The organism is Cecembia rubra (genome assembly GCF_003014575.1).
Taxonomy (GTDB): Bacteria; Bacteroidota; Bacteroidia; order Cytophagales; family Cyclobacteriaceae; genus Cecembia_A; species Cecembia_A rubra.
This window is the reverse complement of record NZ_PYGF01000004.1, coordinates 293,088-318,614: the sequence shown is the minus strand read 5'-3', so window position 1 is coordinate 318,614 and position 25,527 is coordinate 293,088. Positions and strand designations below refer to the sequence as shown.

The window sequence follows — 25,527 nt, the reverse complement described above, 5'->3', positions numbered from 1 at the left end:
TTTTTAATTTGACCATGTTATGAAAAAAAACCTCTTCCTGATCACCATCTTATTGTTACTTCAATGCTGTAAGTCACCTGAGAAAAATGGAAGTTTAACCATTCAAACTGTGAATGGAGAAATTGAACCAGATGCTTTGGGAGTGGCTTTGATCCATGAGCATGTTTTGGTGGATTTTATCGGTGCGGATTCTACCGGTTTTCACAGATGGGATAAAGAGGAAGTAGTTTCATTTTTGATACCCTACATTAAAGAAATTCAGGACAGAGGGGTGAAAACAATAATGGAGTGTACCCCTTCCTATTTAGGAAAGGATCCTGAGTTGTTGCGATTGCTATCAGAAAAAACAGGCATGCAAATCTTGACCAATGTTGGATATTATGGAGCAATATCCGGCAAATACCTACCGGAACACGCCTACCAAGAGTCTGCTGAACAACTTTCCAAGCGATGGATCAGGGAAGCTCAATACGGAATTGCTGATTCAGGTATCAAGCCTGGATTTATCAAAATATCAGTCAATGAGGGATCCGTCCTTTCGGGTTTGGATGCCAAACTTGTAAAAGCTGCAGGATTGACCCATTTGGAAACAGGCTTATTGATTGTGGCCCATACAGGTACCTGGCAGACTGCAAGAGCCCAGATGGATATCCTTCAATCCTTGAATGTTCCTCTGGAAAATTTTGTATGGGTCCATGCACAGAATGAAAAAGATTTTGAGAATTATCTAAGGGCCAATAAAGAAGGTGTATGGATCAGTTTGGATGGGGTAGTTTGGGATTTAAAAGGGCATTTGGACAGGTTGGTGTTTATGAAAGAGCAGGTTGGTCTGGATAGGGTTTTAATTTCCCATGACGCGGGTTGGTATGAACCAGGCCTTGAGGAACAGAAAAATTTTAAAGGATTTACCAGTATTTTTGATGAATTGATTCCCCTTTTGTATGAAAATGGGTTTACAAAGAAGGATTTGGACCTGCTTTTAATTGAAAATCCCAAGAGAGCTTTTTCAATTGGGAGGCAATAAATATGATTTTTAGAAGGTGCAAAATAATCTTCTGAAATTATTGAAAAATCTTTTCTCATTTTCTTGAGCCTGTGTACCTTTGCGCATGGCAGAACAAATACTCATCCTCGATTTTGGTTCCCAATACACACAACTCATCGCCAGAAGGGTTAGGGAACTCAATGTTTATTGCGAAATCCATCCATATAATAAAATTCCGGAAATTACATCTCATATAAAAGGGGTGATATTGTCAGGTAGTCCCTGCTCTGTAAGGGATGAAGGGGCACCGGATATCGATCTGGAAAGCATCCGTGGAAAGCTTCCTATACTGGGTGTTTGTTATGGTTCTCAATTGCTTGCCCATAAATACGGTGGAGAGGTACTTCCTTCACAAATCAGGGAATATGGAAGGGCCAATCTAGATCATATAGATCTTCATTATGATTTATTAAAAGAAATGACCCATGGTTCCCAGGTTTGGATGTCCCATGGAGATACGATCAAAGTTCTGCCTAAAGGCTTTGATGTAATTGCCAGTACTGCATCTGTAGAGGTGGCGGCATTTAAAGTTCAGGGAGAGGAAACTTACGGGATTCAGTTTCACCCAGAGGTTACGCATTCCCTTGAAGGCAAAAACTTATTGAGAAATTTTGTTGTACAGATTTGTGGGTGTGCCCAAGACTGGACATCTGATACTTTTATTGATGCTACCATTGCCGAACTCAAGCAAAAATTGGGTAATGATAAAGTAGTTATGGGTCTTTCCGGGGGTGTAGATTCCTCAGTAGCTGCGACTTTGATCCATAGGGCTATTGGAGACCACCTTACCTGTGTTTTTGTAGACAATGGACTTTTAAGAAAAAATGAGTTTGAGGAAGTTCTTGAGTCTTATAAGAATATGGGCTTGAATGTGATTGGTATAGATGCCAAGCAGCGGTTTTATGATGCACTTTCCGGCCTGACTGATCCTGAAGCAAAGAGGAAGGCCATAGGCAGGGTGTTTATTGAGGTTTTTGATGATGAAGCCCATAAGATCGAAGGAGTGAAATGGCTAGGGCAAGGAACAATTTACCCGGATGTGATTGAATCTGTTTCCGTAAAAGGGCCTTCTGCTACCATAAAGTCCCATCATAATGTAGGCGGTCTTCCAGATTTCATGAAGCTCTCTGTAGTAGAACCCTTGAACACTTTGTTTAAGGACGAGGTAAGGGAAGTGGGAAGAGCGCTTGAAATTCCGGAAAATATTATCGGAAGGCATCCTTTTCCTGGCCCTGGATTGGCTATTAGAATATTAGGGGATATCACTGCTGATAAAGTAAAAACATTACAGGAAGTAGATCATATCTTTATCAAAGGGCTTAAGGATTTCGGACTATATGACCAAGTTTGGCAGGCCGGTGCGATCCTTCTGCCTATCCAATCTGTGGGTGTGATGGGGGATGAAAGGACTTATGAAAGGGTAGTTGCTCTAAGGGCCGTAGGTTCTGTGGACGGGATGACTGCTGACTGGATTCACCTTCCTTATGAGTTTCTTGGCAAGATGTCCAATGAAATCATCAATAGGGTCAAGGGAGTCAATAGAGTAGTGTATGATATATCATCTAAACCACCTGCAACAATTGAGTGGGAGTAATTTAAATTAATAAATATTTGAATAAAGCCCTTTTCCTGAATGGTAAAAGGGCTTTTTTATTTTCCAAAATAAAACCCCGGATCCAGATGAAGCCGGGGTTGTTTATTATCGGATATCTAATCTTATTCTCCTTGGGCCAAAGAATAGCCCCTTACACCGTCAAAAGCATAGAGATGTTCTGTTTTGATGAAGTCAAATCCTAGTTCCTTGATTTGTCTCAATAGCTCAAGTACATCCCCATGTGATATGACAGATTGATCAGCAGTTTTGAACCTGCATCTCCAGTGATCTGTGCAGAAGGTTTCAGGCATTCCTTCAGGGAATACCTTTACCCCCCTATTGGTGATCAGATGAAGTTTCAATCCGTTGGCATCAGCTTTTCTCAATCTTTCACCGATGATGTCAGGATTTCTTTTGTCCTCATCCCAGTCTATGAATACATCTACTCCGATCAGTTCTTTCTTCTCTTTTTTGACTGGCTTCAACTTAATACTAAGTGGTGCTGTGGAAGATTTGTCGAAAGATGCAGCAACCATGTTGGCAGGAGCTTGCCCCAATCTCTCGATTACAGCTTGGGCAAATTCCTGAGTACCTACTTTTTTGGATGAGATGCCTTCTTGGTAAATATCAGCAGTATGGATTCCATCCTCCAAAGTTTTCATCCAAGCATTGGAGATTTTTTCTGCGATTTCAGGTTGTCCGATATGTACCAACATCATGATGGCACCATTAAGCAATCCGGAAGGATTGGCTATATTCATTCCGGCAATATCAGGTGCAGATCCATGGATAGCTTCAAACATAGCTACCTCTTCCCCGACATTGGCCGAGCCTCCCAAACCAACAGAACCGGTAACCTGGGCAGCAATATCGGATATTATGTCTCCGTAGAGGTTTAGCGTTACAATAACATCAAAGATTTCGGGCCTCTCAGCAATCAAAGCTGAGCCAATATCGATGATTTTGTGGTCAGTTTCGATGTCTGGGTATTCTTTAGCAATCTCATCAAATGTCTTATGGAATAGACCATCGGCCAATTTCATGATATTGTCTTTGGTCATACAGGTTACTTTCTTCCTGCCATACTTTTTGGCATATTCAAAAGCATATCTGATAATTTTTTCCGAGCCAGGCTGAGATATCAATTTCAGCGTCTGATAGACTTCTTGGGTTTGCCTATGCTCGATGCCAGCATAAAGATCTTCTTCATTTTCCCTGATGATTACCAAGTCAGTTTTTGGGAAATGGGTTTTGATAAATGGAGAATAGGCTTTGCAAGGTCTTACATTGGCAAAAAGCCCGAAAGATTTTCTAGTAGTTACATTCAAACTTTTGAAGCCACCACCTTGGGGAGTTGTGATGGGGGATTTCAAGAAAACTTTTGTTTCTCTCAGGGAGGCAAAGGACTTGGGTTCCATCCCTGAAGTGATACCCTTCAAATACACCTGCTCACCGATTTCGATGACATCGTATTCGAGTTGTGCTCCTGCCGCTTCAAGAATATTCAAAGTGGCTTTCATGATCTCTGGTCCGATTCCATCGCCATAGGCAACGGTGATTTTTCTTTTTGATGACATATATATTTATTTGGGTTTGTTGAATTTTTGATGTGGCACAAAAATATAAAAAAATAGCAGATTTGACGGGTTGACCTATTCCAATTTAGCACAATTAAAACTTTGGTATCCGACATTGAACCAGTTGAAAATCAAAGCAAAATTTTTCATTTATTGTATTTTTCTAAGAAATCCTTTGGTAATGTACGCACTGCTTGTATATTTGGTTTCCAACATTCACCTACTTCTTATGGCTGATAGCAAAAATATTCTTTCAGAGGTAAAAGAGGGTATTCTCTATTTGACCGTAAACAGAGAAACCAAGCTGAACGCACTCAATTTTGCCACTTTGGAAGAGTTCAGAGATATTTTCAATGAAGTTTCTGACAATAAAGATATCCGAGCGGTAATCATTACAGGTTCGGGGGAAAAAGCTTTTATTGCCGGTGCAGATATCAGTGAGATTGCGGAACTGAATGAACTCAATGCAAGGAAGTTTGCAGAAAACGGTCAGGAAATATTCAGCCTGATCGAAAATTGTCCAAAGCCTGTCATTGCAGTTATCAATGGATTTGCCCTGGGCGGAGGATGTGAATTGGCAATGGCCTGTCATATGAGAATAGCAACGGAATCCGCTAAATTCGGGCAGCCCGAAGTCAATTTGGGGATTATTCCAGGCTATGGGGGAACCCAGAGGCTTACCTATTTGGTCGGGAGAGGCAAAGCTTTGGAGCTGATGATGACCGGAGACATGATAGGAGCGGAAGAAGCAAAGAATCTTGGCCTTGTCAACCACGTTTTGGCCACAAAAGCTGAAGCATTGGAAAAAGCTGAAGAAATCTTAAGAAAGATAATGAGTAAAGCTCCTCTTGCCATAGGTATGATTGTTGACTGTGTCAATGCGGTCTTCAATACAGAAGAAAATGGTTATCAGACCGAGGCAAATAGCTTTGCAAGATGTGTGAAATCAGGAGATTATAAAGAAGGAACATCTGCCTTCTTGGAAAAAAGGAAACCAGTATTCAAAGGGGAATAAATCCCCTTTCTTTTTTTGATGATGAGCCAACTCAAAAGATTAGCTGGTCAGACTGCGGTATATGGAATTAGCAGCATCTTGGGCAAGACCATTAATTTTTTGCTCTTACCCATCTATACAGCTTACCTGGACAAGGAAGCACTGGGATCTTTTACAGCAATTTATGCCTTTATTGCATTTTTGAATATTGTATTCACTTATGGTATGGAAACCACCTATTTCCGGTATGCTACCGGCAAAGGTCTGGATCCGCAAAAAGTATTTGCACAGATACAATCTCTTTTAATTACCAGTTCTATTTCTTTAGGAGCAATCATCTATCTCAGTGCTGACCCCATTGCTTTCTGGCTGGGTTATGAGGGGGAAGCTCATTTATTCAGATGGGTGGCTTGGATATTGGCGATAGATGCGGTAATGGCAATTCCTTATGCCAAGCTGAGAAAAGAAAACAAAGCCCTTACCTTTGCTGTAACCAAGCTGGGCAATATCCTGCTGAATGTAATTTTTAATGTCTTTTTTATTGTTCTTTGCTTTCATGTATGGAAGGGAGATATTTTTTCTTCCTTACAGCCGATAGTTAAATCTTTCTACCGGTCTGATTGGGGAGTAGATTATATTCTGCTTTCCAATTTACTTGCCAATGCTCTGATGCTTCCCTTATTATTTAAGTTAGCAGGCAAGTTCAGTTTTGGTATTGACAAAAACTTTATCCAACCCATGTGGCATTATGCTATCCCATTATTATTTATGGGATTGGCGGGAGTGACCAATGAGGTTTTTTCAAGAGGATTGTTCGAATATCTGTTGCCGGAAAACTTCTATGAAGGACTTACCTCCAGGCAGGCAGGAGGTGTTTTCGGAGCAAATTTCAAGCTCGCCATCTTCATGAATCTGGTCATTCAGGCCTTTAAATATGCGGCTGAGCCCTTTTTCTTTAATCAGTCTACCGATAAAAATAGCCCAGAGTTATTTGCAAGGGTAATGCATGCCTTTGTGATATTCTGCTCCATACTCATGGTGATGATATCGGTTAATCTAGATATACTTGGAGCCTTATTTTTGAGGGGAGAAGGGTATGATTCCGGGCTATTTATAGTGCCTGTCCTTTTGTTTGGATATCTGTTTTTGGGTATTTATTTTAACCTGAGTATCTGGTTTAAATTGACTGACCAGACAAAATTTTCCTTCTACATTACCTTGGCAGGTGCAGCTATTACCATCCTTGTTATATTTTTGCTGGTTCCTGTTTGGGGGTATATGGGGGCAGCATTAAGTACATTGGCCTGTTACCTTTCCATGTCTGTAATCTGTTATACCTATGGGCAGCGGTTTTTTCCAATACCTTATCAGACGGGTAAAGCGGTTTTTTACTTGTTTCTCGCTTTTGCTTTGAGTTATTTTGGTTTTTATTTAGAATTTGAAATTCCCGTTCTTCAATTTATCCTTAGGAATGGCCTTGTGATTGCCTTTGTTATTGTAGTTTTGTTTTTTGAAAAAGAAAATCTTCAAAAGCTCGGCATATCAATCAAAAAGAAAAAACCATGAAAGTTAAGGTAATCAATCAATCAAAACATCCACTTCCAGCTTATCAAACCCCACTATCTGCAGGACTGGACCTTAGGGCCAATTTAGAGGAATCTGTTACCCTTAGTCCTTTGGAAAGGAAACTCATTGGAACAGGTTTGTTTATTGAATTACCAGAAGGATATGAAGCGCAGATCAGACCTAGGAGTGGCCTTGCCTTCAAACATGGTTTAACTGTTTTAAACACCCCGGGAACAGTAGATGCAGATTACAGAGGAGAGGTGAAAGTATTGTTGGTCAATTTATCCAATGAGTCTTTCGAAGTAAAGGATGGTGAGAGAATTGCGCAGATGGTAATCGCGAGGCATGAGCAGATCCATTGGGATGAAGTGGAGGTGCTATCGGATACAGAACGTGGAGCAGGGGGATATGGAAGTACAGGAAAGTCTTGATTACCGCAATTTTTTAAATAATAGACAGTATTTATTGACAAATTGTCAATAAGAGTAAAAAGGCATTAAGTTTGTGATGAAAATTAAGTAAATCCAATCAAGGAACCTTGCTATCTTAAACCAACATACAATTTCTATCGTATTGGCTGAATTAAAAGCGTATTTGTGCAAATATACACCGCGTGAACATCAACTTTAAAACAATAATTCTTTTCATTCTTGCTTCCGTATTGTCCTTTTCAGGATTTTCTCAGGAAAGACTTTCCAATAAGGAAAAGAAGAAGCAATTGCAGGAGGCAAGGGCATCCAGGTTATTTATAGAAGGACAGAGGTTTCTCATTCTCGAGGATTATGACCGGGCTTATTTTTATTTCCAAAAAGCCAGAGAGATAAGTCCTGATGCAGCAGCTATCAATTTTAAAATAGCAGAAATCCTTTTGCGTGCTAACCGCATAGAAGAGGCGCTTCAATATGGAATGAGGGCAGTTGCAGAAGATCCAGATAACAAGTATTATAACCTTGTTATGGCAGAGGTTTATACCAAGCAGGGACAATTGCTCGAAGCAGCAAAGATTTTGGAAGGTCTAATGTCCAATTCAGAAGAAAATCAAAACTATATTTTGGACTTAGCCTCTCTTTACCTTTCTGCCGGGGATTTGGATAATGCGCTCAAGGCTTTGGATCGTGCTGAAGAATACTACGGCATAGTGGAGCAACTCACCCATCAAAAACAAAGGATTCATTTAAGGAAAAATAATCTGAATGCTGCAGTAAAGGAAGGGGAGAAGCTCATTGAAGCACATCCCGGTAATTCCCAGTATGTTTTGAATTTAGTAGAGATCTTGTTCAACAATGGTAGGACAAATCAGGCGATAGATTTGGTGAATAAATCATTGGAAGCCTATCCTGACCAGGCCGATCTACAACTTGCTGCCTATGCACTTTACAAGGAGCAGGGAGAAGTTGAGAAATCAGAATCCTTAATTATTGAGGCATTTGCCAATCCAGACCTTGATGGAAAGGTAAAAGCAGATGCTTTTTCAGATTTACTCAGGGAAATGAGAACTGTGAGGAGAGATTCTTTGATGGATAAATTGGAAAAGAGTATGCGTGAATACAATGCCAATGATCCTGACGTTCTTTCTGTAATAGGGGATAGGAATCTGATCAATAATAGGAAGGAAGAGGCATTGGTTTTTTATAGATCTTCTCTGGATAAAAACCCTGCCAATGCCCAGGTATTGCAGACGGTAATCACAGCAATGTTTGAATTGCAGAAAGATTACTCGGAAATCGAAAAGTATACCATCATGGCAGTGGATGAATTTCCGGAAAGACCAGAGTTTTGGTTTTTTGATGGTACAGCAAAACTTACCCAGAAAAAAGGAGAAGAAGCTGAAAACTCCTTCCTCAAATCCCTTGAAACCAATAAGGGGAGGAACATTCAGCTGGAACTCTTAGTAAAGGCATCTTTAGGAGATACCTACCACATGTTGGGTAAAAAACAAGAGGCATTTGATGCGTATGATGAGGTTTTGGCAAGTAGACCAGAAGATGAACATGTGTTGAATAATTATGCCTATTTTCTTTCATTATCAAAGAAGGATTTGGAGAAAGCCAAATCTATGTCGGAGCGTTTGGTTAAAAAATTCCCCAACAATTCAACTTACTTGGATACCCACGCCTGGGTGCTTTTTCAGTTAAAGGATTATGAAGGGGCCAGGAAGTATATGGAAAGAGCATTGGAAAATGATGATAGTCCGAGCGGGGTAATGTGGGAGCATTATGGAGATATTTTGTATCATTTAGGAAATAAAAACGAGGCATTAAGCTATTGGAAAAAAGCCGAAGGAGGAGAGGAGACCTCTGAATATTTGCTTAAAAAGATTAAGGATCAAAAGTATTATGATGAATAGGTTTTTTGGACTTGGATTAGTCCTTTTTCTATTGCTTGCGGGATGTGTCAAAAAGCCCAACCTTTATACCTCTGACGAAATCATGCAGGAATTTGAGCCTGTTTACATGGATTTTGATTATTTATCAGCCAGAGGGAGGATCGTGATAGAAGAAGCCAGCGGAAAGACTACACGGGGCACAGTTAATTTCAGGGCAAAGAAGGACAGTATTATATGGTTCAGCGTGACACCTGGATTGGGTTTGGAAGCATTTAGAGGAGCTATAACCAAGGACAAACTGAGGATCAAGGACCGGTTGAACGGTGACGATATCAATATGAGTTTTGTTGAAGTAGAGGATAGATTTGACCTTAAATTATCACTGGATCTACTTCAAAACCTTATTTATGCAAATCCACCACATGAATTCAGCTATAGGGACAGGCTAATCAGGGTAGGTCAATATTTTGAACTTACCCAGGTAAGAGATGGAGTGAGGTACCATTCTAGGGTAAGTACCCTTTTAGGAAAAGTTCAGGAATTGAGCAGTGCTTCAATGTCAGATAAAGGGTCGCTTTTGGCCAATTATCCTACCTTTGAGGATGTCGATGGACAGCCATTTCCCAATAAAATGTTACTCAGGTTATCATATAATACCCCTGATGGTGTTCAGACTGCACTGATTAATTTGGAGTTGACAAAAATCGAATTTTCCAGAACTTCGTTAACTTTCCCTTTCCAATTCTAGAAAATGGTAAAGCTCAGGTTGATATGGATTTTTGTACTAATATGGAGTGCGACAGCATGGTCTCCACTTCATGCGCAGACCAGAAAAACGCGGGCCCAGATTGAAAGTGAGAAAGCAGAGATCCAAAAAAAACTTTTAGAGTTTGACCAAATTCTCAAGAAAACTGCTGAATCTAAAAAGGTTTCAGTAGGTCAGCTTAATGCACTGAACCAGCAGCTTGAGAACAGGATCAAATATATCAATACCCTCAACGGGGAAATGAGACTTCTGGAATCAGAAATCAAGGATACGGAGTCCAGGATCAGATCACTTGAGAAGGAGCTGAAAAATCTAAAGGAAGAGTATTCAGGTATGGTCTATACTTCCTCAAAACTCAACCAAGGAATCACCATGACTGCCTTTGTCTTTAGTTCAGAGACATTCAAGCAGTTCTATATGCGCTTGAAATACCTCAAACAATACTCTGATGCCAGAAAAAAGCAGGTAGAGCAGATCGAACAAGTTGCTGATGAACTACTTAGCCAGCGGAAAAACCTGGAAGGCAAAAAGCAGAACATGCAGACCGTCCTTCAGCAAGAGAACCAACAGAGGCAACAGCTCGATAAAGCCAAAAAGGATCAGCAAAGTATTGTCAATAGCCTTAATCAACAGGAGCAGGAACTCAAGAAGCAGATAGCGGCAGCCAAAAAGCAGCAGGAAAACCTCAACCGTATGCTCAGGGAAATCATTGCTGAAGACAGGCGAAAGGCCGAGGCAGCTGCCAAATCCGCCGGTACTACGACTACAAGGCCTTCAGGAAGCAGCATTCCAATGACTCCTGAAGCAGCAGCGCTGTCAAGCTCTTTTGCTGGTAACAGGGGTAAATTGCCATGGCCAGTTGAAAGCGGTTTTGTTTCCAGACCATTTGGTACACATCCGCATCCTACTTTGAAAGGAATCACAGAAGACAATGACGGGATAGATATTCAGACTGCGCCAAACGCCAATGTCAGAGCCGTCTTTGATGGGGAAGTGATCAAAATAGGGACCATACCAGGATACGGGGGAACCATAGTAGTGAAGCATGGAGAATACTATACCATGTACAGCAAACTCAAGGTGATTTCGGTGAAATCAGGCGAAAAAGTGAAAGCTAAACAGGTATTGGGACAGGTCTATACGAATAGGGAAGGAGTAGCTGAAGTGCACTTCGAAACGTGGAAAGGACTTGAACCTATGAATCCGTCCATTTGGCTTGCTGGTCGATAATGTAAATATTTTGTATATTTATAAAAAATCCGCAATTATAGCGCAATCATTCCTTTGTGTTAGCGCGACACAAGTATATCTTTGTAAACAATTTATCATCTAAATCATACAATCATGACAACATTGGGTTTCTTTCAAAATATGGGTGGAGGATCTATTATCCTTATCATCTTAGTGATTCTCCTGCTATTTGGTGCAAAGAGAATCCCTGAACTGGCAAGAGGACTTGGAAGAGGAATCAGAGAGTTTAAAGATGCTACTAAAGAAATTCAGGATGACCTGGAAGAAGGTCTGAAAGAAAAGAAGAAAAAAGACTAAACGGAACCAAAGATCAGAACCTTGGAAAAATTCCTATCATTTGACGATATCCAAAAGTCGCTTGAAATTAGGGAAACCGATTGTAAAGCGATAGTAAATTATTATCTCCAAAACATTCAAACGAAGGCGCATCTTAACGCCTTCGTTGAAGTTTATAAGGAATCCGCATTGGAACAGGCGGCCAAAGTGGATGAAAAGATTGCTTCTGGCAAAGCCGGTAGACTTGCCGGTATGGTCATTGGTATAAAGGATGTGCTAGTTTACAAAGACCATGAATTCAATGCATCAAGCAAAATCCTAAAAGGTTTCATTTCCCAATTTACCGCTACAGCTGTTCAAAGACTAATCGATGAAGATGCGATCATTATAGGCAGGTTGAACTGTGACGAGTTTGGGATGGGTAGTTCCAATGAGAATTCTGTACACGGCAAGGTGTTGAATGCAGCTGATGAAAGCAGGGTTCCAGGGGGTTCATCCGGAGGATCTGCAGTAGCAGTACAGGCAAATCTTTGTACCGTATCCCTGGGGACAGATACTGGAGGATCAGTGAGGCAGCCAGCGGCGTTTACCGGATTGGTGGGGATCAAGCCAACTTATTCCAGAGTTTCCAGATGGGGTCTTATTGCTTACGCATCTTCCTTTGATACGATTGGGATATTCTCCAGAAATATTAGAGACAATGCCTTGGTAATGGAAATCATGGCGGGACCTGATAATTTTGACAGTACAGCTTCAAGAAAGCCTGTGCCAAAATATTCCGAACTTCTCCATTTTGACAAAAGGGTAAAAATCGCGTATCTTAAAGAAACTATAGAATCTCCTGCCCTTCAAAAGGAAATAAAAGAAAATACCTTATCCATTTTGGAACGTCTGAAAGAGGAGGGACATGAGGTTGAAGAGGTTGAGTTCCCTTTGTTGAAATATGTGCTACCTACCTATTATATCCTGACTACTGCAGAGGCGAGCTCCAATCTTTCCAGGTATGACGGTGTAAAATACGGTTTTAGAAGTCCGAATGCCCATAACCTGGAAAGTATGTATAAAATGACCAGGTCTGAAGGATTTGGTGAGGAAGTAAAGAGAAGGATCATGCTTGGTACTTTTGTGTTAAGTGCCAGCTATTATGATGCTTATTTTACCAAAGCCCAAAAGGTAAGGCGGCTGATAAAAGAATTTACAGAGAATCTTCTGAATAAATACGATTATATCCTGCTACCTACAACTCCTTCAACGGCCTTTAAGTTTGGGGAACACAGTAATGATCCTGTTGCCATGTATTTAGAGGATTTATTTACCGTACAGGCATCAGTATCTGGAGTTCCTGCGTTATCATTACCAAACGGAAAAGACCAACAGGGACTTCCAATAGGTATACAGGTAATGGCCAATTCGTTCAAAGAGGCAGAGCTCTATGCATTTGGCAGTTACCTTATGGAATTGAGCAACAACTAATTAATATCCTGATCATGAAAAAGAAAATTTGTACCATCACATTCTCATTTGCATTGATGTTTTTGCTGGGCATATCAGTTCATGGTCAGGAACTTTATCATTTCAGTAACAGCTCCATTGATGAAGAAACAATAAGTCCTGTATATCAATTTGATTATATCCCTGACTTTACCTATGACCAGGTGGATAAAAGGATAAAGGCCATGCAAACAGACATGCCTTTTGAACTGAATGACAGGATTTTTTCATTCATCAATTATTTTGTAGTTAGAAATAGGGAATACACCAAAATGGTGCTCAAAAGGAAAGCATATTACTTCCCTTTGTTTGAGGAGACCCTTGCCGAACATGATATGCCGGACGATATCAAATATCTGTCCATCATCGAATCCGGCCTTAATCCAAAAGCAAAGTCAAGGGTCGGAGCCATGGGTTTGTGGCAATTTATGCCTGCTACAGGAAGAATGTACAACCTTCATGTCAATAGGGATATAGATGACAGGATGGACCCCGAAATGTCTACTGAAGCTGCTGCCAGGTACCTTAAATCTTTGTACAGGATGTTTGGAGATTGGGAATTGGCTTTGGCAGCATATAACTGTGGACCAGGAAATGTAAGAAAAGCCATCAACCGTTCTGGTGGAAAAAGGACTTTTTGGGGCATTTATAACCACCTTCCAAAAGAAACCCGTAGTTATGTACCTCAATTTCAGGCAATGATGTATGTGCTCCGATATACAGAAGAACACAATCTCTTTCTGGAAGAACCTTCCTATCCGATTGTTTTTGAAAAAGTCAGGTTTAACCAGGAAATTGATCTTGAACAGTTGGCGGCTATCAGCGGTACTTGTTTAGAGGATATAGAGTTTCTAAATCCATCTATTCAAAACAGATTAATACCTTCATCCCACCAACACATTGCTTTACGTCTTCCCAGATCCAAAGCTGAGTGGATTGCCCAGAATCAGGAAAATTATGCAAGTGCTGTTAAATTAACTTCTGAGAGGACAGTTGCCTTGCGTAGTGCATCTACTCCGGTGACAACTGCTACAGTAAGGACAGTGAGCAATAATACAGCTCCTAACGGAGATAGAATTGCCTATAAAGTAAAACAAGGGGATGTGCTAGGTAAAATAGCCCAACAGTATGGCACTTCTGTCACTCAAATCAAGAACTGGAATAATTTAAGTTCAAATACAATTAAAGTAGGGCAAACCCTTTATATTTATTCCAATAAAGCCTCCTTACAAAATGCATTGGCAGATAATGCAACGAATGTAGATGCTTCCAATCCCCGCTATTACACTGTTCAACCTGGGGACTCGCTTTGGTTAATTTCCAAAAAGTTGAATGGGGTGACAGTAGATCAGATAAAAAAACTCAATAACCTCAACACCAATCAGATTAAGCCAGGGCAAAAATTAATAATCGGATAACTATTTTATTAGGAAAACTTTTTATTCCTTTTATTAATTTTTAAATTGTACTGGGCATAAAAAATAAGCATATGAATATCAGAAATATAGGTTTGGCAGTGACCTTCATCATTGCAATGTTTGGTTTTTGGAGTTGTCAGGGAGATGAGGAATCCCAGAATTCAACCAAGCCCAAGGCAAGGGGTGCAATCGGCGAAATCATTTTAGCGATTGACTCAGCCAAATGGGAGGGCCCCGTTGGTCAAACTTTAAAAGAGATTTTCTTGGAAGATGTATCTGGTTTGATTAGAGACGAAAGTATGTTTGATATTAGGAAAGTTGATCCTAGGGCGATGACCAGAATTTTAAAGATGGCAACCAATATTGTTTATGTTACCACTTTTGATGACAAGAGGGCTGCCAGTCAAAACATCAATTCTTTATTCAGTAAGGAGGCTAAAGAAAAGGCCGCGAGTGACCCTTCTTTGTATTTGTTGAGAAGTGAAGATGAATTTGCTGTCGGACAGGAAGTGTTGTATCTATTTGGCAACAACGAAGAAGAGCTGGTTAAAAATCTAAGGTCCAATAAAAATAAACTACAGAATCTATTCCAGGTGAGAGAAAGGGGCAGATTGAATAAGGTATTATTGAATAGGAAAAATTCAGCAGCAAAAGTAGCAGGGGAAAATCTTGGACTTAGTGTCAATGTTCCGGCCTCATATCAGATTGCAAAAGCTGAAAATGATTTTTTGTGGTTAAGACAACCTACGCCCCGTTCGGATAGACCCGATATAAGCATGTTTTTTTACGAAACAGATTATGTATCTGAAGAACAGGTGTTTCCGCAAGCCATTCTGGAGCTTAGGGAAAAAATTACAAAAATGCATATCTACGGAAACCCCTCAAACAGAAATTCTTACATCGTAACAGAGCGGGTAGATCCTTCACCGGTATTTAGTAATTTCAAGATTAACAATAATTTTGCAGTCGAAATCCGCGGAGGTTGGAAAACTAATAACCTCAGTATGGGTGGTTCTTTCCTTGCATATGTAATTGTGGATAACAAAAAAGGGAAACTTTATTATCTGGAAGGTTTTGTTTATTATCCCAATGAAGCGCATAGAGAATCCATCCGGGAGATCGAAACTATTTTGTTGGCTACGGAAGTGCTTCCTAAACCGGAGGCTTCCAGCTGATGTCATTTAACATATAAACCTGTATGGCCATTAAAATCCGTAAAGAGGATGCACTGAATTATCATGTGCAAGGGAAACCTGGTAAAATTGAAGTAATTCCCACTAAACCACTTTCCAGTCAGTTAGATCTCGCACTTGCCTATTCCCCGGGGGTAGCAGAACCATGCAAAGAGATCGCCAATGATAAAGAAAACGCCTATAAATATACAGCCAAAGGAAACCTTGTGGCGGTAATTTCTAATGGTACGGCGGTGTTGGGGCTTGGAGACATTGGCCCTGAGGCATCAAAACCAGTCATGGAAGGAAAGGGTGTATTATTCAAGAAATTTGCTGGAATAGATGTATTTGATATTGAAATTGATGAAAAGGATCCACATAAGCTGATTCAGATCATCAAGTCATTGGAGCCCACTTTTGGAGGGGTCAATTTAGAGGATATCAAAGCACCTGAATGCTTTTTGATAGAGGATACCTTAAAAAGGGAAATGAAAATCCCTTTGATGCATGATGATCAGCATGGTACAGCAATTATTTCAGGAGCTGCTTTGTTAAATGCGCTAGAGATTGTTGGGAAAAAGATTGATGAGATCCAGTTGGTCGTCAATGGGGCTGGCGCCTCTGCTGTTTCCTGTACGAGGTTCTACATGAACCTTGGGGTAAAGCGAGAGAATATTGTGATGTGCGACAAAGAAGGAGCGATCAGAATAGACCGCCCAATTTTGGATGAGGTCAAGAAAGAATTTGCTACACACAAAAATGTATATACGCTTACTGAGGCACTTGAAGGAGCAGATGTATTTTTAGGTTTGTCAGCAGGTAACATTGTTACTCCTGATCAGATCCTTAAAATGGCACCAAATCCTATTGTCTTTGCTTTGGCCAATCCTGATCCGGAGATTGCTTATGAGCTGGCAATGTCCACAAGAGATGATTTGATTATGGCAACAGGTAGATCCGATTATCCAAACCAAGTCAATAACGTATTGGGTTTCCCTTATATTTTCCGGGGGGCTTTGGATGTGAGGGCTACAACGATCAATGAGGAAATGAAGTTGGCAGCAGCCAAGGCAATTGCTGCCCTTGCAAAAGAGCCTGTTCCTGAAATTGTGAATAAGGCTTATGGGGATGCCCAAATGGCATTTGGGAGGTTCTATCTGATTCCAAAACCATTGGATCCAAGACTTATCACGACAATTGCACCTGCAGTAGCCAGAGCAGCGATGGAATCAGGTGTTGCAAAATATGCAATTACCGATTGGGATGCTTATGGACTTGAGCTTCAGGAAAGAATAGGCATTGACCAAAGGTTGATGCTTAGGGTAATTTCAAGGGCCAAGAAAGATCCTAAACGTGTGGTATTTGCAGAGGCAGACAATGTAAAAATACTGAAGGCAGCCCAGATATTAAGGGATGAAAGGATAGCAATTCCGATTCTCTTGGGCAGAACAGAAAAAATCAATGAAATCATTGAGGCCAATAAGCTTGACTTGTCCGGAGTTACCATAGTCAACCCCTATGAGGAAGAGGAAAAGCTCCAGCAATATGGAAATATTCTATTTGAGAAAAGAAAGCGTAAAGGCCTTACTCCACAGGATTGCTACCGCTTGATGAAGGACAGGAATTATTTTGGTTCTATGATGGTCGAATTGGGAGAAGCTGACGCATTGATTTCAGGACTTACCAAGGACTATCCAAAGACCATCTTACCTGCACTTCATGTGATTGGTGTGAAAAAGGGAATTGACCGAGTAGCAGGTATGTATATTATGAATACCGACCGTGGACCTTTCTTCTTCTCCGATACAACTGTGAATGTAGATCCAACTGCAGAAGAGTTGGTTGAAATAATTGGACTTACAGCCGAGGGCGTAAAGTTCTTTGATATCGATCCAAAAATCGCCGTATTATCTTATTCTAATTTTGGTTCGGCAAAAGGGGAAGTGGCTGCTAAGACCGCCAAAGCAACGGCAATGGCAAAAGCTAAATATCCAAATTTAACTATTGAGGGTGAGATGCAGGCCAATGTGGCTTTAAATGAGGAGATTCAGGAAGAAAATTACCCTTTCAGTGCATTGATTGGTAACAAGACAAATACCCTGATATTTCCAGACTTGAGTTCCGGAAATATTGCTTATAAATTGCTTTCCGAACTTGGTCATGCAGAGGCAATCGGCCCAGTGCTATTGGGAATGAATAAGCCAGTGCATATATTACAGCTTGGAAGCTCCATCAGAGAGATAGTCAATATGGTAGCTATAGCTGTGGTAGACGCACAATTTAAAAACAGATTATGATCGCATATCTAAAAGGAAAACTTGTATACAAGGATCCAACATTTGTACTTATTGAAGTAGGAGGGATTGGGTATCATGTAAAAATATCCTTGCAGACGTATTCGAGAATAAAAGATGAGGAGCATATTATGCTCCTCACTTATTTGCATATCAAAGAAGATGCCCATACCCTGTATGGATTTAAGGAAGAAAATGAAAAAAGGTTTTTTTTACATTTGATTTCTATTTCAGGTGTAGGCCCTAATACTGGGTTGATGATTCTTTCCTCCCTAAGTTCCGATGAACTGGAAAGTGCGATTGTTCAGGAAGATTTCCGTACCATTCAAAATGTGAAGGGGGTAGGTGCCAAAACAGCACAAAGGATTGTTTTGGAGTTAAAAGATAAGGTGAGAAAAGATTCACTACTGGAACAGACTCATACAACAGGAGGTTTTAACCAATCTGGCTCCAAAATCAGGGAAGAAGCTTTGCAGGCTTTGATTACTTTAGGCTTTCCTAAGGCAATTGCTGAAAAAAACATTGCAGCTGTATTGAAAAAAACAGGTTCAGAAATTTCTTTAGAAGAATTAATTAAAGCATCTTTAAAGACTCCTTAATCAACAATTTAAATCTTTGGTCTTTTGCTTGGGCGTCAATTTTTTTTCAATGATTCCAATTTGAAGGTTGCATCAGTTTTTTTACTGTTGCTGTGTTTTATTTTTTCTCCATTGGATTCTATGGCCCAGGAAGCCAGGCAGGATTCTATTCAAATTAGCAGACTGGACTCTTTAAATAAAAGGAGGATGTCACCGTCTTTCTTGCTTTGGCCAAATTTAAGGACTAACCCCCTTTTTCCAAGCCAAAACCCCTATAGGTCACAATATTCGCCATTTTATCCATCACCATCTTACCAACAGCAAATCAAAGTGGAGATGGATTCAACCCTTAAGTATAGGATCCAAGATGAATTGGACTCTGCCTCCCTGACACCTGGAGTAATCTATGATTTTGATGAATTTTCCAAAATTCAGGAATTCAAGGTAAGGCAGGAATATTGGAGAAGCAGATCCAGAGGAATGGATGGGGAAAGTCCAGTTACCGGAAGGGATATTTCCATTCCTTTTACCAATTCGCCACAGTTTGATAGAATTTTTGGAGGAGATGAAATTACACTTGTCCCTACTGGATTTGTTAACCTGGATCTGGGAGCCATTTTTAGAAGGATAGATAATCCTGCTATTCCCATTAGGCAGCAGCAAAATGGGAATTTTAATTTCAATCAGCAGATTCAAATGGCAGTAAATGGCAGCCTGGGCCAAAAAATGAGAATGGCTGCCAACTTTGATTCCAATAACTCCTTTGACTTTCAAAACCAACTAAAAGTAGAATATCAGGGATTCAGAGAGGACATTATCAAATCTATTGAGATTGGGAATGTCAGCATGCCTGTCCAAAATAGTCTAATTCAGGGAGCGCAGAATTTATTTGGTGTAAAAACCCAGATGCAGTTTGGCAATCTATTCGTAACTTCTGTGGCCTCAACCCAAAGGGGTAGGAGAGATGAATTGGTGATAGAAGCTGGAGGACAGGGTAGGATGTTTGAAATCCAGGGATCCAATTATGATGAAAACAGGCACTTTTTCTTGTCTCACTTTTTCAGGGATAATTATGAACGCTGGCTCCGAGGTATTCCCCAAATCCTATCTGGAGTAAATATCACCAGGGTGGAAGTCTATATCATGAACAGAGCCAACAATACCGAAACCTTAAGGAACTTTGTTGCTTTTATGGATTTGGGTGAGGGTTCGCGGATTTTTAGACCTACAAACCCAAATATTGGTACGGGGAATCCTGGAAGTCCTGCTTCGAATAATGCCAACCAGCTATTCCAAAACCTGTTGGCAAATCCATCATTTAGGCCTGCTGATACAGGGTCAAGCGCCATTGAATCTTCCTTACAAATCACCAGAGGTATTGATTTTGAACAAGTGAGTGGAGCAAGAAAACTTGCGCCAAACGAATTCTTCTTCCATAGAGAGCTTGGTTATATCTCGCTTTCAAGAAGGTTGCAGAATGATGAGGTTCTGGCAGTATCTTTCGAATATACATTTAATGGCCAGGTATACAAGGTGGGAGAGATGTCGGAGGATTATCAAAACAGGCCTCAAAATGAATTTATATTCATGAAGATGCTTCGTCCTGCTAGAGTGAATATCAATATTCCTACCTGGGACCTGATGATGAAAAATATCTATAACCTGAATGCCAATCAAGTAATGAGGGATGGTTTTCAATTACAGGTAATTTATAGAGACGACAGGACGGGTTTGGATAATCCAACTTTACTGGAAGGTGAGAATGTCAGAAATAGGCCATTGATACGATTAATGGGATTGGATAATCTGAATCCTCAAAATGACCCTGCTCCAGATGGTAACTTTGACTTTGTCCCAGGAATTACCATTTTCCCTGAAAGGGGATTGCTGGCTTTTCCGGTGCTCGAACCTTTGGGAAGAACTTTGAGAAATTTATTCCTGCCCAATGAGCGTAATCTGGCCGACCGTTATGTATTTGATACCCTTTACAGAACCACAAGGGCGGATGCTGAATTGGTGACACGCTACGACAAATTTTTTATCAAAGGTAGATTGACTGCTGGTTCAGCATCAGAGATTTTGCTTCCGGGCTTGAATATTTCTCCAGGTTCAGTAATAGTAATGGCGGGAAATATTCCTTTGACAGAAGGCGTGGATTTTACAGTGGATTATAATATTGGAAGAGTCAATATCATCAATGAATCCATTCTTCAGTCTGGGAAAAGGATCACCATAAGTTTTGAAAAGGCAGATTTGGTATCATTCCAGACCCGAAGTCTGTTGGGGACGAGATTGGATTATGCTGTTAATGAAAAGCTGAGTTTGGGTGGTACTTTCCTTTATCTCAACGAAAGGCCAAATATTACCAGGATTGCTACGGGTTCAGAAACCTTAAGGAATAGCATGTGGGGTCTGGATGCTAATTTCTCTGATGAATCCCGATTTTTGACAAAATTGGCTGATTTTCTTCCCTTTACAAATACCAAAGAAAAATCACTAGTAACATTCAGTGGGGAATTTGCTCAACTGCTTCCCGGAACTTCCAATAGGGTAGCAGGTGAACCTACCGTTTATATTGATGATTTTGAAACTGCCATTACCCCTTATGGATTGGGAAATGCTGCGGCACAGACCTGGAAATTGGCCGCAACACCAAAGACGGAAAATGACCAGTTTGACCTCAGTAGCACAACCGAAGACCGCTTAGGCAATACATACAGAAGGGCCAGGGTGGCTTGGTATAATATTGATAATGTATTCTATCGTGAGAGTGGTCCGGGTGTCCCGGGTAATATTACCAGAGAGGACAGGCAGAATCATTATGTGAGAAGGGTCATTCCCCAGGAGATTTTCCAAAGCAGGGACCGGGATGTAATTATTGTTCCCGAACCACTATTTGAATTGGCCTATTTTCCAAGTGAAAGAGGGATGTACAATTACAATCCGGCATTGACCTCAGATGGATTTCTTCCAAACCCAAGACTGAATTATGGAGGTGTCACAAGGGCCATTACTACTGAAGTGGATTTTGATAGGACCAACGTAGAATACATTGAGTTTTGGTTGCTTGATCCGTTTATCCAAGGACAAAATGGAAGGGTATTGGATGGTGTTTTTAATCAAAATAATACAACCGGCGGTAAGTTGAGGTTTAATCTTGGTGAAGTTTCGGAAGATATTGTTAAGGACAGCAGGCATGGGTTTGAAAATGGTTTGCCTGCTGATGGTGACATCAGTCAGACGGCAACTACAGAATGGGGACGGATTACAAGGCAACAGTTTTTGATTCCGGCTTTTGACAATTCCCCTGAAGCTAGGGCCAACCAGGATGTTGGATTGGATGGACTAAATTCAACGGATGAGGCAGATTTTTTCAGGGATAGGTATCTTAATAGATTGAATGTAAGCCCCCAGGTACGTCAGGAAATTGAAGCTGATCCTTCTGGTGATAATTTCAGATATTATCTGGATCAGGATTATGATAACCGTGATGTTAAAATCCTGGAGCGCTATAAAAAATTCAATGGTATGGAAGGTAATACACCGATTACTTCCAATGTGAATTTACCTTACACTCCCTCAGGATCTAACCTTCCGGACAATGAGGATTTGAATAATGACAACACAATTAATGAGCTTGAGGCCTATTATGAATATGAAATAGACCTACGGCCCGGACAATTGGAAGTTGGAAGAGGTTACATAGTAGATAGGGTCACCTCTGTTCAAAGCGGTGAGGAGGTAAGTTGGTACCTTTTTAGAATACCTGTGAGAAATCCGGACAGAGTGCAGGGCCAGATTTCAGGATTTAAGTCTATTCGTTTTATGAGGACTTATATGACTGATTTTGAACAGCCTGTTGTTCTTAGGATGGCCAATTTCAGGTTGGTTGCCAGTCAATGGAGGGTGTTTCAAGAGTCGCTTTTTGAAAGAGGCTTTTTTGAAATTCCTGAGCCGGACAATTCTAATTTTTCTGTAGGAGTCGTCAATATAGAAGAAAACGGTCAGGGAAGTGCTACACAATCCCCTTACGTTTTGCCTCCGGGAATAACCAGGGACCGGGACAATCTTGCAGCTGTTGAAAGGAGACTGAACGAGCAATCTCTCCGCCTTTGCGTGGAAGATCTCCAGGCTAGAGATGCCCGTGCGGTATTTAAGAATACAGGTTCTCTCAATTTGGTTCAGTATGAGCGTATCAAGATGTTTTTTCATGCTGACTCTGAGGATGCCGAAAATGGGGAATTGACTGCCTTTATCCGAATGGGTACGGATTACACTGACAATTATTATGAAATAGAGGTTCCGCTTTTGATTACTCCGAAGGGGACCCGTGATCCAAGACAGATCTGGCCTTTGGAAAATGAAATTGATATAGCCATCAAAGAGATTGTTGGGGTCAAAATAGACAGGGACAATCAGAGGGTCCCGTTAAATTTAGCTTTTACTCAAGAAATCAGGCAATACAAAGTCACCGTGGTCGGAAGACCCGAACTCACACTTATCCAGGGTATGATGATCGGTATCCGTAATCCAGGTGCAACTGGAGGGGCCTCCAGGTCAGTTTGTATCTGGGCCAATGAATTGCGGGTGACAGGTTTTATCGAATCTTCAGGTTGGGCGGCAAATGCAATCTTGAATACCCAAATAGCTGATGTAGCCACGATTTCTACCTCCATTAGACACAATACGGTTGGTTTTGGAGGGTTGGAAACGAGACTTTCTCAGCGTTCTTTGGAATCTGCGACGCAGTATGACATTTCAGCTAATGTCAGTGTGGAAAAACTATTGCCAGAAGCTTTGAATATGACCATCCCGATGTATGCCAGTTTGGAGAATATTACGGTAAGGCCAGAATATGACCCATTGAATCCGGATGTGCCTCTAAGGCTGGCTTTGGATAAATTCCAATCAGATACTGAACGGGAAATCTACCGGAATCAGGTACTTGATCAAATGAAGAGAAGAAACATTGGTTTTTCCAATGTGAGAAAAAACCGGAACCCAGCAAAGGAAAATGTGAAGATTTATGATCTGAGCAATTTTTCCATTTCCTATGCATTTGGTAATGTCCGTCAGAGCAATATCAATACAGAGCGGTATGAGTTTGAAACAAGGGTAGGGAATATTGCCTACGTATATCAACCCAAACCTTTGATTTTTGAACCATTCAAGAATGCAGCTTGGTCGGGTGGGGCAGGATTTAGGCTGATCAGGGATATCAATTTTAATTTTGTGCCTACAAGTGTCTCGGCCAGGGCAGATATGGACCGGCGTTTTATGCGGACACAATATAGGAATGATCAGTTAACTACAGATGGTGTTGATCCATTTTACCAAAAGAGTTTTTTCCTGAACCGTACTTTCAATGTCAATTGGGATTTGACCAAAAATCTAAGGGTTGATCTGATGAGCAGGAATTTTTCTGTTATAGATGAACCGGAAGGCCCCCGAGATACACAGGAAGCTAGAGATTCTGTTAGGGTCAATCTTAGGAATTTTGGAAGGACTACCAATTATAACCATCAATTGATGGCCAATTACAAACTTCCATTGGACAAAGTTAAAGCCTTAGATTGGATAGGAATGGATTACAGGTATTCTGCCAATTATACTTGGCTTACAGGAGCCATTGGCCAGCGGGATACCTTAGGAAATGTGATACAAAATACCCGGGATCAAGCCATAACCGGCAAGTTGGATCTTGTCAAATTATATAACAAAAATGCAAAACTTAGGGCCTTATATGCACCTAGACGTCCAAGTATACCTGGCAGGCAAGTGGTGAACGCGGAAGACACTATCGGAACTCCATTTACAAATAAGCTTATTAAGTTTTTGACAATGGTCAAAGATATCAATTTCAGGTATTCATTGGTAGAGGGCACATTTTTGCCAGGATATATGGAAAATACGGGCTTATTGGGCTTGGACAGAAGCTTCCTGAACCCGGGGTTTGGGTTCATTTTTGGAAGTCAGGATCCTAATTTGAGATTAAGACTGGCTGATGAGGGAATAATGGCGCCAAGTGTTGAGCTTACACAAGCTTTCCGTCAGAATAAGACAATGAATCTTCAGCTTACAGCTTTGGCAGAGCCATTTAAGGATTTTAGGATAAATTTTGAGGCTAGAAAAAGGGAGACCGGTGAATACAGTGAGATTTTTAGAAATTCAGGGAATCCAAATTCCCAATTCAGCAGTTTGAGTCCCAACAGACTTGGAGGCTATAGTATTACCTATTCTATTATCAGAACTGCATTTACCCGGGATGAGAGCAACAATATTTCCCCTGTTTTCAGGGATTTTGAAAACAACAGGGCAATCATTCAGTCCAGGCTCAATGCCCAAAATTCAGGAGGGGAGTTTGCATTAAACGGACAGGATGTATTGACATTGGCATTTCTGTCGGCTTATTCTGGAAAGGATCCAAACTCTATCAGTTTAAATCCCTTGCCAAAAATTCCTTTACCCAATTGGAGGGTGGATTATAGGGGGCTTTCGCAAATTCCAGCTTTGAGGGAGTATTTCTCCTCCATTAATCTTACACATGGCTATGCATCCACGTATGAAGTGAGCAATTTTTCAAATTCCCTTTTGTATCAGCAAGGACTGGAGCTTTTCAATAGGGTTTCCAATATTATACCGGGAGCAAACTTGACTGATGAATTTGGGCAATTTATACCGATCTTCATTTTAAATCAGGTTATCCTCACGGAGCGTTTCTCCCCCTTGGTTGGGATCAATTTGCTGACTAAGGACAGGTTAAATATTTCAATGGAGTATAATACAGAGAGGAATCTTGGTTTGAATTTTTCGAATGCCCAGGTAACTGAGCAAAACAGTAGGGATTTTGGATTTGATCTTGGTTATACCAAAGCTGGAGTAAAAGTGCCATTTAAAATCCAGGGTAGGCAGGAAGTCTTGAAAAATGACCTTCAATTGAGATTGAATACTCGAGTGGTGGATACCAGACAGGTGCAGAGAAAAATTGATGATGTGAATACAGTCACCAATGGAAATTTAAATCTGCAGATTAGACCTACAGTGGGATATGTGATTAATCAGAATCTCAATATTCAGATTTATTTTGACAGGACTATCAATGATCCAAGGGTAACTACTGCCTTTAGGAGAAGCTCTACTGCCTTCGGTGGACAATTACGATTTAATTTGTCACAATAG

The 25,527-nt window shown here is 40.7% G+C and carries 16 protein-coding genes; 15 read left to right on the top strand and 1 reads right to left on the bottom strand.

The window, feature by feature from the left end; translation table 11 throughout:
* Positions 1 to 19: 19 nt before the first annotated feature.
* Positions 20 to 1,024, top strand: coding sequence for a phosphotriesterase family protein (locus CLV48_RS10040; RefSeq protein WP_106567135.1), 1,005 nt, complete (start codon positions 20 to 22; stop codon positions 1,022 to 1,024).
* An 85-nt stretch (positions 1,025 to 1,109) separates the two neighbouring features.
* A complete protein-coding gene (guaA, locus tag CLV48_RS10035) occupies positions 1,110 to 2,639 on the top strand; it encodes a glutamine-hydrolyzing GMP synthase (RefSeq protein WP_106567134.1) in 1,530 nt (509 codons plus the stop codon).
* Positions 2,640 to 2,761: 122 nt separating this feature from the next.
* On the opposite strand, the gene CLV48_RS10030 is transcribed toward guaA, so the two are convergent.
* Positions 2,762 to 4,216, bottom strand: coding sequence for an NADP-dependent isocitrate dehydrogenase (locus tag CLV48_RS10030; RefSeq protein WP_106567133.1), 1,455 nt, complete (start codon positions 4,214 to 4,216; stop codon positions 2,762 to 2,764).
* 229 nt (positions 4,217 to 4,445) lie between these two features.
* Between CLV48_RS10030 and CLV48_RS10025 the strand changes: the two genes are divergently transcribed.
* The 13 genes from CLV48_RS10025 (at position 4,446) to sov (ending at position 25,527) form a co-directional block, all read left to right on the top strand.
* Positions 4,446 to 5,231 (top strand): enoyl-CoA hydratase/isomerase family protein, encoded by a 786-nt coding sequence (locus CLV48_RS10025; RefSeq protein WP_106567175.1) that lies wholly within the window; start codon positions 4,446 to 4,448, stop codon positions 5,229 to 5,231.
* Between the two features lie 21 nt (positions 5,232 to 5,252).
* The gene (locus CLV48_RS10020; protein WP_106567132.1) at positions 5,253 to 6,776 is read left to right on the top strand and encodes a lipopolysaccharide biosynthesis protein; all 1,524 of its coding nucleotides are present in this window, start codon (positions 5,253 to 5,255) and stop codon (positions 6,774 to 6,776) included.
* Positions 6,773 to 7,207: a dUTP diphosphatase gene (gene dut / locus CLV48_RS10015; protein WP_106567131.1), complete on the top strand. Its 435-nt coding sequence runs from the start codon at positions 6,773 to 6,775 to the stop codon at positions 7,205 to 7,207. The genes CLV48_RS10020 and dut overlap by 4 nt, the downstream gene beginning before the upstream one ends.
* A gap of 182 nt (positions 7,208 to 7,389) precedes the next feature.
* Positions 7,390 to 9,123, top strand: a complete 1,734-nt coding sequence (locus CLV48_RS10010) for a tetratricopeptide repeat protein (protein ID WP_106567130.1) — start codon at positions 7,390 to 7,392, stop codon at positions 9,121 to 9,123.
* Positions 9,113 to 9,850 carry a lipoprotein insertase outer membrane protein LolB1 gene (gene lolB1, locus CLV48_RS10005; RefSeq protein WP_106567129.1) on the top strand — a complete coding sequence of 246 codons (738 nt, stop codon included), beginning with the start codon at positions 9,113 to 9,115 and terminating at the stop codon, positions 9,848 to 9,850. The genes CLV48_RS10010 and lolB1 overlap by 11 nt, the downstream gene beginning before the upstream one ends.
* A 3-nt stretch (positions 9,851 to 9,853) precedes the next feature.
* On the top strand, positions 9,854 to 11,098 hold the full coding sequence (locus CLV48_RS10000; protein WP_106567128.1) for a murein hydrolase activator EnvC family protein: 1,245 nt from the start codon (positions 9,854 to 9,856) through the stop codon (positions 11,096 to 11,098).
* Between the two features lie 114 nt (positions 11,099 to 11,212).
* A complete protein-coding gene (tatA, locus tag CLV48_RS09995) occupies positions 11,213 to 11,416 on the top strand; it encodes a twin-arginine translocase TatA/TatE family subunit (protein WP_106567127.1) in 204 nt (67 codons plus the stop codon).
* 21 nt (positions 11,417 to 11,437) lie between these two features.
* Positions 11,438 to 12,868 (top strand): Asp-tRNA(Asn)/Glu-tRNA(Gln) amidotransferase subunit GatA, encoded by a 1,431-nt coding sequence (gene gatA / locus CLV48_RS09990; RefSeq protein ID WP_106567126.1) that lies wholly within the window; start codon positions 11,438 to 11,440, stop codon positions 12,866 to 12,868.
* 14 nt (positions 12,869 to 12,882) lie between these two features.
* Positions 12,883 to 14,304 (top strand): lytic transglycosylase domain-containing protein, encoded by a 1,422-nt coding sequence (locus CLV48_RS09985; RefSeq protein WP_106567125.1) that lies wholly within the window; start codon positions 12,883 to 12,885, stop codon positions 14,302 to 14,304.
* Positions 14,305 to 14,375: 71 nt separating this feature from the next.
* Positions 14,376 to 15,479 (top strand): DUF4837 family protein, encoded by a 1,104-nt coding sequence (locus tag CLV48_RS09980; protein WP_106567124.1) that lies wholly within the window; start codon positions 14,376 to 14,378, stop codon positions 15,477 to 15,479.
* A gap of 23 nt (positions 15,480 to 15,502) precedes the next feature.
* Complete coding sequence (locus CLV48_RS09975; RefSeq protein WP_106567123.1) at positions 15,503 to 17,773, top strand: NADP-dependent malic enzyme; 2,271 nt, start codon at positions 15,503 to 15,505, stop codon at positions 17,771 to 17,773.
* Positions 17,770 to 18,369: a Holliday junction branch migration protein RuvA gene (gene ruvA / locus CLV48_RS09970; RefSeq protein WP_106567122.1), complete on the top strand. Its 600-nt coding sequence runs from the start codon at positions 17,770 to 17,772 to the stop codon at positions 18,367 to 18,369. The genes CLV48_RS09975 and ruvA overlap by 4 nt, the downstream gene beginning before the upstream one ends.
* Before the next feature lie 24 nt (positions 18,370 to 18,393).
* Positions 18,394 to 25,527 (top strand): T9SS outer membrane translocon Sov/SprA, encoded by a 7,134-nt coding sequence (sov, locus tag CLV48_RS09965; RefSeq protein WP_106567121.1) that lies wholly within the window; start codon positions 18,394 to 18,396, stop codon positions 25,525 to 25,527.